Source organism: Paraburkholderia xenovorans (genome assembly GCF_046030735.1).
GTDB classification, from domain to species: domain Bacteria; phylum Pseudomonadota; class Gammaproteobacteria; order Burkholderiales; family Burkholderiaceae; genus Paraburkholderia; species Paraburkholderia xenovorans_A.
Genome location: NZ_JAQQBV010000005.1, coordinates 176,409 through 189,123 on the forward strand (window position 1 = coordinate 176,409; position 12,715 = coordinate 189,123).

Here is a 12,715-nt window from a genome sequence, read left to right on the forward strand (position 1 = left end):
GTCGCGCACCTTCGTGCGCGCACCTAAGGAAGTCTCCTCGGAGACCTTCGCGGGCAACGGTCGCCATGACGAATTTCGTACCTTTGAAGGACATGCCATGTGCGGCATCGTAGGCGTAGTTTCCCATTCTCCGGTCAATCAGCTGATCTATGACAGCCTGCTGCTTCTGCAGCATCGCGGTCAGGACGCCGCCGGCATCGCGACGGCGAACGGCAGCAATTTCCACATGCATAAGGCGAACGGCATGGTGCGCGACGTGTTCCGCACGCGCAACATGCGTAGCCTGCCCGGCACGACCGGTATCGGCCAGGTCCGTTACCCGACCGCCGGCTCCGCGTCGAGCGAAGAAGAAGCCCAGCCGTTCTACGTGAACGCGCCGTTCGGCATCATCCTCGCGCACAACGGCAACCTGACCAACTGGCAGCAACTGAAAGATGAGATGTTCCGCATCGATCGCCGCCACATCAACACCAATTCCGACACGGAAGTGATGCTCAACGTGCTTGCGCACGAATTGCAGCTGTCCAGTTCGGGCCTGCAACTCGATCCGGCCGCGCTGTTCAAGGCGGTGTCGGGCGTGCATCGCCGGGTGCGGGGTTCGTATGCGATCGTTTCGCTGATCGCCGGTTACGGTCTGCTGGGCTTCCGCGACCCGTTCGGCATTCGTCCGCTGTGCCTCGGCAAGCAGGAAACGGCTGAAGGCGTCGAGTGGATTCTGGCGTCGGAATCGGTGGCGATCGAAGGTATCGGCTTTGAATTCGTGCGCGACGTGGCGCCGGGCGAAGCGATCTTCATCGATATCGACGGCAATCTGCACTCGCAGCAATGCGCGACGAACGCGAGCCTGAACCCGTGCATTTTCGAACTCGTGTATCTGGCGCGTCCGGACTCGGTGCTCGACGGCGTGCCGGTCTACAACGTGCGTCTGCGCATGGGCGATTACCTCGCTGAGAAGATCAAGCGCGAATTGCCCGACGTCGCGATCGACGTCGTGATGCCGATTCCCGATTCGTCGCGTCCGGCGGCAATGCAGGTCGCGAAGAAGCTGGGCGTCGAATATCGCGAAGGCTTCTTCAAGAACCGTTATGTCGGCCGTACCTTCATCATGCCGGGTCAGGCGGTGCGCAAGAAGTCGGTGCGTCAGAAGCTGAATGCGATGGGTATCGAGTTCAAGGGCAAGAACGTGCTGATCGTCGACGATTCGATCGTGCGCGGCACCACCTCGCACGAAATCGTGCAGATGGCGCGCGATGCGGGCGCGAACAAGGTGATTTTCGCGTCGGCGGCGCCGCCGGTGAAATTCCCGAACGTCTACGGTATCGATATGCCGACGCGCGGTGAACTGGTCGCCCACGGCCGCACGGACGACGAAGTCGCGCGGATGATCGGCGCCGACTATCTCGTTTATCAGGACGTCGACGCGTTGAAGCAGGCGGTGCGCGACATCAACCCGGCGCTGAAGGAGTTCGAGGCGTCGTGCTTCGACGGCAACTACGTGACCGGCGACGTGACCACCGAGTACCTCGACCGCATCGAAACGGCGCGTCTCGCGCCGTCCTCGCAATCGGACCGCGACGCCGCCAGCGAAGCGATCGACGGCGGCGCACCGGCACGCTCGCAACTGCATCTGCAACTGTCGGTGGGTTGAACGCGCGCACGCGCTCGTGGCTCTGCGTGGCTTTGACTGCACGCTACGCCGCGAGCGTGATAGCATGGCGGCTTGCGTCGATTTGATCTCAGCTTGCGGACGCGGGGCAACCCAAAACAGCTAAAGCGAATGGTGGAAAAGCCGCAATCGTCCGCCTCCGCTCCAGCTTTCCCCGCACATGAAGCCCGCTTATGCCGACGCAAAGCGGGCTTTTTTGTTGCTGCCGTTTGGTGCGATGTGATGTGATGCGGTGCGATACATCACACGCTTCGACACTGAACCCAGCCATGGAACATTGGAAAACAGAACCAACATGGACGACTCCCTGAACTTCGATACGCTGGCAGTCCGCTCGGGCACTGCGCGCAGCGACTTCAACGAACACTCGGAAGCGATCTTCCTGACCTCGAGCTTCGTGTTCTCGAGCGCCGCGGACGCCGCCGAAAAATTCAAGAACTCCGAAGACAACTACACCTATTCGCGCTTCACGAACCCGACCGTCTCGATGTTCCAGGATCGTCTGGCCGCGCTCGAAGGCGGTGAGGCCTGCATGGCGACGGCTTCGGGAATGGCCGCGATCATGTCGGTCGTGATGTCCACGCTGCAAGCCGGCGACCATCTGGTCAGCTCGCAGGCGCTGTTCGGTTCCACGCTCGGCATGTTCTCGCAGATTTTCACCCGGTTCGGCATCACGACGACCTTCGTCGATCCGACCGATCTCGACGCGTGGAAAAACGCGGTGCGTCCCGAGACGAAGATGTTCTTCCTCGAAACACCGTCGAATCCGCTGACCGAAGTCTCCGATATCGCGGCGATCAGCACGATCGCGAAGGCGGCAAACGCGCTGTTCGTGGTCGACAACTGTTTCTGTAGTCCGGCGTTGCAGCAGCCGCTGAAGCTCGGCGCCGACGTCGTGATGCATTCGGCCACCAAGTTTCTCGACGGCCAGGGCCGTGTGCTCGGCGGCGCGCTGGTGGGCTCGAAGCAGTTCATCATGGAAAAGGTGTTTCCGTTCGTGCGCAGCGCCGGACCGACGCTGTCCGCATTCAATGCGTGGGTGCTGTTGAAGGGCATGGAAACGCTGTCGCTGCGCGTCGAAAAGCAGTCGGCGAATGCGCTGGAAATCGCGCGCTGGCTCGAAACGCATCCGGCCGTGAATCGCGTGTTCTATCCGGGCCTGGAGTCGCATCCGCAGCACGCGTTGGCGATGCGTCAGCAGAAGTCGGGCGGCGCGATCCTGTCGTTCGAATTGAAGGGCGACACGCCCGAGGCAATGCGCGCGAACGCATGGCGCGTGATCGATAGCACGAAGATCTGCTCGATCACCGGTAATCTCGGCGACACGCGCACGACCATCACGCATCCGGCGACCACCACGCATGGCCGCGTCACGCCGGAAGCACGCGCGGCTGCCGGCATCAGCGAAGGCTTGATCCGGTTGGCGGTAGGTCTGGAGAATGCCGGCGATATCCGCGGCGATCTGGAGCGCGGTCTGGCGGGTTGAGCCGCGGCGCGCGGATTGTTTCGCGGCTTGGCCTGGTAGTTCAGCGGTTCAGCGGTTCAGTGGCGCAGCGCGCGCCACTGGCCGGGCGCGAGCCCGAAGCGCCGCGTGAACGCGTGCGTGTAGGCGCTCTGGTCGCCGAAACCGATGTCCAGCGCGATTTCGCTGAGCGACAGTCGCGGATCGGACAGCAAACCCAGTGACGTATCGAGCCGCAGCCGCTGCAAATAGCGGTGCGGCGTTTCGCCGAATGCGTCGATGAAAAGCTGGTGGAAGCGTCGCATGCCGAAGCCGCAATGCGCGGCGAGATCGGCGATCCGCAGCGGTTCCGACAAATGCGCGCGCAGCCAGCGGTCGATGCGCGCGAAATCGAGCCCCGGCGCGTGTGCGCCGGTCGTGGCGCCTGAATCCGCCACTAACGCAGCGCCCAAACGCGCCGCTGCGTCCCAATGAAAACGCCGTGTGTCCAGATCGTCGCCTTGAGCGCCACCTGTGGCGTGCGCCGCGATCCGGTGGACGAGTTGCGTGAGCGACGCATCCACCGTCACGGCCCGAGCGCGGTCGAACAGACGCTCCGGTACCGCAAGCGACGCAGCCGGCAGATCCAGCACCAATTGCCGGTTCTCGCCGAGGCCCGCGTAATCATGGCGCGCGCCGGCCGGGATCAGCCACGCGGAGCCGGCGTCGATCTGTTGCGCGACGCCGTCTACCGCCATCACCATCGCGCCGTCGAGGCCGAGCACCACCTGATGAAAGTCGTGCACGTCCGACGCCTCGACCGCGCCGTAACGGCGCAGCGAAACGCTGGGTGCATGGATTGCGGCGTGGCTCATTGGGCGGATGGGCAGCGAGGCGAGGCGGCGTTCGCTTGCAAAAACCGCGAAAAACTTAAACGCCGAGCAATTCGACTTCGAACACGAGCGTCGCATTCGGCGGAATCACGCCGCCCGCGCCGCGCACGCCGTAGCCGAGTTGCGGCGGAATCGTCAGCTTGCGCGTGCCGCCGACCTTCATGCCCTGCACGCCTTCGTCCCAACCCTTGATGACCATGCCGCCGCCCAGCACGAAGGCGAACGGGTCGTTGCGGTCCTTGCTGGAGTCGAACTTCTGGCCGTCGGTCAGCCAGCCGGTGTAGTGCACGCTAACGGTCTTGCCGGCGACGGCTTCAGCGCCGCTGCCTTCGACGATGTCTTCGTACTTCAGGCCGGATTCAGTAGTCACAGTCGACATGTATCGCTCCTCAGGTCAAATCGTAAAAACCGACATTGTAGGCGTGTTGGCGTCGCTGTTGGCGTCGCATTGTCGAGCTTGGGTAGGTGGCACGTGGATTGCGTCCTGATTGGCCATCTGGCCAGGCTGGTCGCGCCGGACCGCATGCCTATAATGGGGCTTCTTTCAAATTTCCATGCACTGCCTGAGAGGGCTCGATCGTGACAACGTCTTCCACCGGAACTGCTGGCGAACAGCCGGTCCGTGCCGGATTCGCGGTATCTGAACGCACCGCGCATCTGCGTGCCGAGACCGCGCTATTCATGCGCGACCACGTGCTGTCGCTGGTGTCGCACGACCTGCGCGGTCCGCTGAACGCCATCCATAGCTGGGCGTACGTGCTCGAGCGCAAGCTCGATGCGAACGACCCCAACTCGCAGCGTGCCGTCACCGGCATTCGCAACGGCGTGGATCAGCAGGTGAAGCTGCTCGAAACGATCGTCGACGCCACGCGCGCCGAAACCAAAGCGCTCGCGCTCGCTTATGCGCCTTTTTCGCTGCATCCGCTGCTCGACGAAACCGTCGACGAAGTCCGCTCAGGGCTCGCGCGTTCACGCGGCGTCGAGGTCACGATCGACTCGCAGCTCGCCACCGAGCAACTCAACGGCGATCGGGAGCGTCTCGCCGCCGCGCTCTGGGTGATGCTGACGTTCGCCGTCGAAGCGAGCGCCGAGGGTGCAACTGTCACGCTGGCCGCGCGTGCCGACGCCCGTGCGTGGCACGCCACCGTCACCTTCAGCGCGAATCCGGACGCGTTGCAGGACCCGGCCTTGCCGCATCTGCTGGAAGCCTTTGCTCGCAAACAGTCACTCGAACCGCGCGAAGCCAAACGTATTGCGTGGGTGCTGGCGTTGTGCAAACGCGTCGCGGAAGCACACGGCGGCAGCTTCGACCAGGGCGAGCCGCAAGCAGGCGATTGCGCAACACTCACGCTGCGCGTGCCGCTCAGTGCCACCGCAAATGCATGAGCGGCGGCGCCGGCTGGAAAGCCCGGCTCGCCGCGTTAGTTCTTCATACCGCGCTCAGTCCTTATACTGACAACTTTTGTTGCCGGAGCCTTTCGCTTTGATCCAGGTTGTCGCCCTCATCGGTGCGTTGTTTCTCGTTGCCCTCAACGGTTTCTTTGTCGCCGCGGAATTCGGCCTGGTCAAGCTGCGGCAAACGCGCGTGCAAAGCCTTGCCGCGAAACACGGGATGCGCGGGCGTCTGCTCGCGAAGGTGCATGGGCGGCTCGACGCGTATCTCTCCGCGTGCCAGTTGGGCATTACGCTGGCGTCGCTCGGGCTCGGCTGGATCGGCGAGCCGGCGTTCGCGGAATTGCTCACGCCGCTGTTCAAGGTGCTCGGGGTGGAGTCGGAGAAACTGATCCACGGCATTTCGCTGTTCTTCGCGTTCTCGTGCATTTCGTTTCTGCATATCGTGGTGGGCGAACTGGCGCCGAAGTCGCTCGCGATCCGTGAAGCGGAGAAGGTGTCGCTGTGGGCCGCCACGCCGCTGTACGGTTTCTACTGGGCGATGTATCCGGCGATCTGGGTGCTCAACACGAGCGCCAACGCGGTGCTGAAACTCGCGGGCCTCGACGCGGATCACGGTCACGATTCGCACTATTCGACCGACGAACTCAAGCTGATCCTGCGCGGGCGCCGCGCCAGCGTCGCGAGTGAACTGGGTTCGCCGGATGGCGCGTACAGTCAGGACGAGTGGAACACGATTGCCCACTCGCTCGATTTCTCGCGCATGACCGTGTCGGATCTGATGCGGCCGGCGTACGAAATGATCGGCTTGCGGCGCGATCTGCCTTTGCGCGACAACATGCAGGTTGTCGCACAGCATCGCTTCAGCCGTTATCCGCTGTTCGAGGACGCGGCCGGCGAGCGCGTTGCCGGCATGATCCATCTGAAGGACTTGCTGCTCGCGCGGCATGCGGGCAGCACCCTCGACGACCTCTCCAAATACGCGCGACCCGTCCAATACGTGAAGCCGGACATGCCCGCGCTCGAACTGTTTCGCCGCTTCAGGAAGGGCGCGCCGCACTTCGCGCTGGTCGGTCACAAGAACTCGAAGCCGATCGGCTTCCTGACGCTCGACAACCTGCTCGGTGCGCTGGTCGGCCAGATTCACGACGAATTCCGTCAGGGCGACGCCGACTGGACGCGGATGGACGACGGCACGCTGATGGGCAAGGGCAGCTTGCCGGTGGTGTCGCTGGAACGGGCGTTGGGTATCGATATCGACGAGGGCAAGGCCGAATCGGTCGGCGGCCTCGTGATCCACGCGCTCAACGATTTGCCGAGCGAAGGGCAGCGAATCGAGTTCGACCGCTTCGACGTGGTGGTCAAGAAGATGAAAGGGCCGCGCATCGTGCTCGTGCGCGTCTATCCGAAGGTCTTCGACGACGAGGGCGGTTGATCGACTGATAGGTCGAGCCCGACAGAACGGCTTTCATGTCGGGTCTGGGCAAACGCATCGCGTAGGGTCTCAAGTAAAATCGTCGTCCAAACCTCGAGGACGACATGGGATATCTGCTGGTGCTGTGTGTCGGATTGCTGGCGGGCACGCTGAGCGGCGTGATCGGCACCGGTTCTTCGATGATGCTGATGCCCGTACTTGTGATGCTGTTCGGGCCGCAGCAGGCCGTGCCGATCATGGCGATCGCCGCGATCATGGGCAACTTCGGCAAGATCCTCGCATGGTGGCGCGAAATCGACTGGCGTGCTTGCGGCGCTTATTGCGTGACCGCTGTGCCCGGCGCCGCGCTCGGTGTACGCACGCTGCTGGCGCTGCCGCCGCACGCGGTCGAGATCGCGCTCGGGCTGTTCTTCGTCGCGATGGTGCCGACCCGGCGCTGGCTTGCGCGGCGCGAGGTCAAGTTCTCGCTGTGGCATCTTTCGCTGATCGGCGCGGCGGTGGGTTTTCTCACCGGTATCGTGGTGTCGACCGGCCCGATTACCGTACCCGTGTTCATGTCTTATGGCCTCGTCAAAGGCGCGTTTCTCGCGACCGAGGCCGCCGGGTCGCTGTCCGTGTACGGCGCGAAAGTCGCGGTCTTCAGTCACTTCGGCGCGCTGCCGCTCCATGTGGTGATCGACGGGCTGATCACCGGTTCTTCGCTGATGCTCGGGTCGTTCGCCGCGCGGCGCATCGTGGTGCGGATGAGTCCGGCGGCGTTCAAGCTGGTCGTCGATGGGTTGATGCTGTCTTCGGGGTTGTCGTTGTTGTGGGCAGCGGGGCGGTGATGTGCTGGAAGTTGATCCGGCGGCAAAGCCACCAGATCCGGAAGTCGAGCTCAGAACGATGACCGGCGGACTTCACATTCATGTTGGTGCGTCCCGCGTCTACGTGGCTTGTGGCCGGCTATCATAGGTACTCCTGATGTTTAAGAGCGAAAGAGAAACTTTGGATAGGTCGGTTACGTAATTGTCGAAAATGACAATCTCATTGGCGCCCGTCCGAAGCCAGACTGCCGGACAAAACAATGCTTTTTGCGGGCCTGAGGCCGCGAAGTGCCTTCCGATGTTGTGACCGTTTACCCAGACCACGCCCAGGTTCCATGTGGAGACATCAATATAAGTGTCGCCAACCGCTTCGAGGTTGAACCTTGCCGAGAAGAACATTCCCGCGCGATTCTGACTGGCGGACGTCAGTGGCTTAAGCGTCGACGGATAACTTGCGGAAGTCATAGGGAGAGGGTAAATATTCCAGTTGGACAACGTGATCCAGGATGGCGCAGGGGACAAGACGTCTGTTAGCCACGCTGGCCCCCACATTCCCTTCCTGAAGTTATCGCCTTTCTGCCCAGTGAATTCTTTGTGGGTGTGTCCAAAGGTATAGACAAATATTTCGATCGTAGCCGATCGCGCGATGTCGCCAAAATCCAGCCGGACGACAGAGCGCCGATTAGAGGACGTATCTTTGAGAAGAACAGAACCCATTGAGACGCCCTGCACGGTACGTCGGTCAATAATCGCAGCGAGCACTCCGTTGACAAAAACCGTTGCAACGTCCGCAAGGGACTGGATAGTAAGGTACTTTATTCCGCGAATTTCTGGTGTTTGCGTCGAGTAAACGGCACCACAGCCTGCATACATGCCGGCCGACTCGCAAGAGACGGCACCGGTGGTCGATTTGACGGGGGTGGGCAAGTTATCCCATATCGATGCCGCGATATCGAGCTGGATCTTGTCGGCAGGCAGGGAGATCATCGCGGACGGCTTCGTCATCGCGGGAATAGTTCCGTATGTGCCCCGCGCCCCCGCTTGCTGAACAGAATCGAGCGGCCCTATCAAAGTGTATGTAGGGGGAGCCGATTGAAGTGAGGCCTGAAAGACTTCCCGAATCCGGTCATAAGATGAAAGGGAAAGTACACCAGCGTTGTCTGCAATGTTGTACGCCTTATCGCCTTGTTCATTGATTGGGGCACGATAATCGTACGATGTCACGTTGGGGTTAAAAATCCCGTTGCTTGCATCATAGGAGCCCGAAGCGCCATAGGCGAAACTTGTGCCACCGTGTGCAACATAGACGGAAAACGAAATGCCTTCCTTTATGAAGGCTTTTATCCACGGTACGATACTTTCGCAATTCGTCACGGTGCTCGAATCGCCATACATAACACTGTTATCGGCTAACGTGTCCCATCCGGAGTATATCTCCGACCCAAATATTGGCTGTTTGTAGTTTGCGTACAAGGCCACCACGGATTCGGCATACAGAGGATCGCCGCCTATCGGCTGGTCGGTGAGTGCACCGGCCCCACCCCAAACAGTCCCATCGCTTATGCCATTATTGGTGCTGAGTAGAACATTCCCGTCCACCCCAATGCCGTATTTTTGCCATAGCGCGCGGATAGCCGACAAATAATTTTTATCATAGGCATACGACGTGTATTCATTTTCAACCTGAACCATCAGGATCGGACCGCTGGCGTTGCTGAGCCGAGGCTTGATGATGGGCGCCAGTGCTGCGACATATCGTTCGACAGCCGCCATGTAAACAGGATCAGTCGATGATCGAAGGACGATACCGTCGTTTTTGAGTAGATAGCCCGGAATGCCCCCCAGGTCCCAGAATGCGTCGACGAATGGACCCGGTCTAAGAAAAACCCACATATCGTTTGATTTGCACAGATCCAGGAAGGCCGGCAGATTCTTCTCATCGGTTTTGAAGTCGAATGTCGGCCCGAGTGCCTCGTCGTAATCGGCTTCGTGTTCGGACCAGAAATCGTAAATGGAAATCGTATTGAATCCGATGGACTTCACGGCCTTGATGCGCTGGTCCCAATATTGGTAGGGAATGCGACCGGGATGCAGTTCGCCGGCGGCCATGACGAACGGCTTTCCATCGAGAAGAAACTGTCCGTTCTTTCCCGCTGTCATTCGGCCTCGTGTTTCAGCGGCCTTCACATTTTGATTCATCTGACTGGAAGCTCCCACTGGAATCCCGCCAGATAATTTGGAATCCGAACCATCGCAGGCGGAAAGAATTGGCGCCAAGATGCTTGAAGCAAGAAATCTTCTTCTGGTCAACATGCGTTGCTCCTCCTGAAAGACGTAAACGTCTCGTTGAATTAATCGTCGATCTATCGCTGCTCTCTAATCTTCCTGTGACCGGTAAGTTTTCAATTGCGAGGCAAAACGACGAGCGCATGCCAGTCCGAACGGGTTCGGCGAAGTTCCGCGATCGTGCTTGACTTCCAACCCCATACGCCACGCGGCAATGCGCTTGCCGTAGCAGGTGAGATTTTCCAGCGATTGCATGACGAAGACGATTTCGGGAAGGATGTCCATATAGCCTGATAGAGCGAGCTGGTCCTGACCGTCGACGAACGAGTTGTAAATCCGAACCTGCCTGTCAAAGGCGTCTGGCGCGACGATCATGCCCGCGCAGCCTGCGCGCAGATTGTCGAGAAGTTCCTGGCCGCCGCGACCGTTAAATACCGGTAGAGAGGCATCCTGAGCGCGCAATCCTTCGATCGTCGCGTGAACCACGAGCGCCGGCCCCTCGCATTTGAGCCAGCTAAAGTTGCTCCGCCGATGGGCAAGTTCAATTAACGAAGGCGTCGAGAGTCCGACACCTAGATATTCCGGCGCATTCTGAATTCCGCATGGCGCATCGATACGTCGCATGATTTCGCAGAAGAAATCGAAATAAAACGACTCATCTCTGCCGCGTATGGATGGCGGCTGCAGGATGAAAGTTTCTGCTCCACGGGTTAGCGCATATTCGGCGAGCGAGACCTGTTCTTCTACTGTGTCTCCCGTTACTGTGACTGCCAACGGGACGCGACCTTCAATGTCGACAACAGCCCAGTCGACGATCTCGCGCTTCTCGTCGGCCGAAAGCCGGTTGACTTCGGTCGCGAGACCGAGCACCACGATTCCCGGTGCACCTGCGGCGAGCACGTGCCTGACCTGTTCCCGCATCGCATGGCGATCAAGATTATTGGCCGAATCGAAGAACGCATAAAGGACCGGCCAGATGCCGGCTGGTTCGCGGGTGTGGGAGCGGGTGGTTTTCATCGTTTCCGGAACTCGTGATGGGGTGTTCAGTGTGAATCGCGCGGAACCGCTGCTCCGCTGGATCCGACCAGGAAGTCGAGATCCGCACCTTGCTCAGCCTGTAGCACATGTCGCACATAGAGCCGGCTATAGCCACGCTCGGGCAATTCGGGCGGCTGCCATTCGGCTCGGCGGCTCGCAAGCTCCTCGTCGGATACTTCGAGATGCAGGCGTCGTGCTTCGACGTCCAGTTCGATCATGTCTCCCGTGCGAACCAACGCAAGAGGACCGCCCGCCGCTGCTTCGGGTGAGACATGCAGCACCACTGTTCCGTAGGCGGTACCGCTCATGCGCCCGTCGGATATGCGCACCATGTCGGTAACGCCAGTCTTCAATACCTTCTTGGGAAGCGGCATGTTGCCGACTTCTGCAAATCCCGGGTAGCCCTTCGGGCCGGCCCCTTTGAGTACCATGATGCAGTGCGCGTCGATGTCGAGTGCGTCGTCGTCGATTTTTGCGTGCAGTTCTTCGACGTTTTCGAAGACGACCGCGCGGCCGCGGTGCTTGAGCAGTGCCGGCGTCGCAGCCGATGGCTTGATGACGGCGCCGTTGGGCGCGAGGTTGCCTTTGAGTACGGCGATACCCGCCCTCGGCTTGAACGGCCTGGCAAAGGTTGTAATAACCTGTTCGTCGTAGTTCGGCGCTTTTTCGACGTTGGCCCAGATGGTCTTGCCATTGACGGTCAACGCATCGCGATGCAGTAGATTCTGTTCGCCTAGCTGTTTCAGAACGGCCGGTAAGCCGCCTGCATAGTAGAAATCTTCCATCAGATGCTCGCCCGACGGCTGCAGATTCAGCAGGCACGGAATCTCCGATGCCAACTCCCAATCTTCCAGCGTCAGAGGGACGCCGATACGCCGGGCTATTGCAATCAGATGCACGATTGCATTGGTCGAGCCGCCAATCGCGGCATTCGTACGGATTGCATTTTCAAACGCCTGACGCGTGAGAATCTGCTTCATGGTCAGATCTTCATGAATCATCTCGACGATCCTTCGACCGGCCATATGGGCGAGCACCTGACGGCGGGCGTCCACCGCCGGTATCGCCGCGTTGTGCGGCAGACCCATACCTAGCGCTTCGACCATGGAAGCCATCGTCGAAGCGGTTCCCATCGTCATGCAATGTCCGCGCGAACGGTTCATGCACGATTCCGCCTCCGTGAATTCTTCCTGCGTTATCTTGCCGGCGCGCAGTTCTTCCGACATCTGCCAGACACCGGTTCCCGAGCCGATGCTGCGCCCACGAAAACGGCCGTTCAGCATTGGGCCGCCTGAGACCGCAAGGCTGGGCAGGTTGCACGACGCAGCACCCATCAATAGCGCGGGTGTCGTTTTATCGCAGCCCACCAGCAGAATCACGCCATCGATCGGATTGCCGCGAATCGACTCTTCGACATCCATTGAAGCAAGATTGCGGAACAGCATCGCAGTCGGCCTCAGATTCGACTCGCCAAGCGACATCACAGGAAACTCGAGCGGCAAACCGCCAGCCTCGTGTACCCCTTTCTTGACATACTCCGCCAGTTCGCGAAAGTGAGCATTGCATGGTGTCAATTCCGACCAGGTGTTGCAAATGCCGACTACGGGGCGCCCGTCGAAAGCGTCGTGCGGAATACCCTGGTTCTTCATCCAGGAGCGATGGATGAATCCATCTTTATCAGGTCTACTAAACCATTGTTGCGAGCGAAGTTTGCGTTTCAACTCTTTCCTCTTTAATCCGTTGTGTGGGTGATGTCAG

At 60.2% G+C, this 12,715-nt stretch carries 10 protein-coding genes; 5 read left to right on the forward strand and 5 right to left on the reverse strand.

Features of this window, described 5'->3' with window-relative positions:
• Window positions 1-97: 97 nt before the first annotated feature.
• On the forward strand, window positions 98-1,648 hold the full coding sequence (gene purF, locus PQQ51_RS06945; RefSeq protein WP_408495940.1) for an amidophosphoribosyltransferase: 1,551 nt from the start codon (window positions 98-100) through the stop codon (window positions 1,646-1,648).
• 313 nt (window positions 1,649-1,961) lie between these two features.
• Window positions 1,962-3,152: an O-succinylhomoserine sulfhydrylase gene (locus PQQ51_RS06950; RefSeq protein ID WP_408495942.1), complete on the forward strand. Its 1,191-nt coding sequence runs from the start codon at window positions 1,962-1,964 to the stop codon at window positions 3,150-3,152.
• Window positions 3,153-3,208: 56 nt separating this feature from the next.
• Here PQQ51_RS06950 and PQQ51_RS06955 read toward each other — a convergent pair whose 3' ends face one another.
• A complete protein-coding gene (locus tag PQQ51_RS06955; protein WP_408495944.1) occupies window positions 3,209-3,982 on the reverse strand; it encodes an AraC family transcriptional regulator in 774 nt (257 codons plus the stop codon).
• Between the two features lie 55 nt (window positions 3,983-4,037).
• Window positions 4,038-4,379 carry an FKBP-type peptidyl-prolyl cis-trans isomerase gene (locus tag PQQ51_RS06960; protein WP_115778996.1) on the reverse strand — a complete coding sequence of 114 codons (342 nt, stop codon included), beginning with the start codon at window positions 4,377-4,379 and terminating at the stop codon, window positions 4,038-4,040.
• 200 nt (window positions 4,380-4,579) lie between these two features.
• On the opposite strand from PQQ51_RS06960, the gene PQQ51_RS06965 reads away from it, so the two are divergent.
• From PQQ51_RS06965 to PQQ51_RS06975, 3 genes are all read left to right on the forward strand, one after another.
• The gene (locus PQQ51_RS06965) at window positions 4,580-5,386 is read left to right on the forward strand and encodes a sensor histidine kinase (protein WP_408495947.1); all 807 of its coding nucleotides are present in this window, start codon (window positions 4,580-4,582) and stop codon (window positions 5,384-5,386) included.
• Between the two features lie 97 nt (window positions 5,387-5,483).
• Entirely contained in the window at window positions 5,484-6,827 is a 1,344-nt protein-coding gene (locus PQQ51_RS06970; protein WP_408495949.1) for a hemolysin family protein, read from the forward strand.
• 104 nt (window positions 6,828-6,931) lie between these two features.
• Window positions 6,932-7,654: a sulfite exporter TauE/SafE family protein gene (locus PQQ51_RS06975; protein WP_408495951.1), complete on the forward strand. Its 723-nt coding sequence runs from the start codon at window positions 6,932-6,934 to the stop codon at window positions 7,652-7,654.
• 99 nt (window positions 7,655-7,753) lie between these two features.
• On the opposite strand, the gene PQQ51_RS06980 is transcribed toward PQQ51_RS06975, so the two are convergent.
• The 3 genes from PQQ51_RS06980 to PQQ51_RS06990 form a co-directional block, all read right to left on the reverse strand.
• Entirely contained in the window at window positions 7,754-9,946 is a 2,193-nt protein-coding gene (locus tag PQQ51_RS06980; RefSeq protein ID WP_408495953.1) for a beta-galactosidase, read from the reverse strand.
• Window positions 9,947-10,009: 63 nt separating this feature from the next.
• On the reverse strand, window positions 10,010-10,936 hold the full coding sequence (locus PQQ51_RS06985; protein WP_408495955.1) for a dihydrodipicolinate synthase family protein: 927 nt from the start codon (window positions 10,934-10,936) through the stop codon (window positions 10,010-10,012).
• A 26-nt stretch (window positions 10,937-10,962) separates the two neighbouring features.
• Window positions 10,963-12,678 carry an IlvD/Edd family dehydratase gene (locus PQQ51_RS06990; protein ID WP_408495956.1) on the reverse strand — a complete coding sequence of 572 codons (1,716 nt, stop codon included), beginning with the start codon at window positions 12,676-12,678 and terminating at the stop codon, window positions 10,963-10,965.
• Window positions 12,679-12,715 lie beyond the last annotated feature (37 nt).

Coding starts and splice junctions, on each gene's coding strand:
- purF (WP_408495940.1), top strand. CDS start 98: ATGTGCGGCATCGTAGGCGTAGTTTCCCATTCTCCGGTCAATCAGCTG.
- PQQ51_RS06950 (WP_408495942.1), top strand. CDS start 1,962: ATGGACGACTCCCTGAACTTCGATACGCTGGCAGTCCGCTCGGGCACT.
- PQQ51_RS06955 (WP_408495944.1), bottom strand. CDS start 3,982: ATGAGCCACGCCGCAATCCATGCACCCAGCGTTTCGCTGCGCCGTTAC.
- PQQ51_RS06960 (WP_115778996.1), bottom strand. CDS start 4,379: ATGTCGACTGTGACTACTGAATCCGGCCTGAAGTACGAAGACATCGTC.
- PQQ51_RS06975 (WP_408495951.1), top strand. CDS start 6,932: ATGGGATATCTGCTGGTGCTGTGTGTCGGATTGCTGGCGGGCACGCTG.
- PQQ51_RS06980 (WP_408495953.1), bottom strand. CDS start 9,946: ATGTTGACCAGAAGAAGATTTCTTGCTTCAAGCATCTTGGCGCCAATT.
- PQQ51_RS06985 (WP_408495955.1), bottom strand. CDS start 10,936: ATGAAAACCACCCGCTCCCACACCCGCGAACCAGCCGGCATCTGGCCG.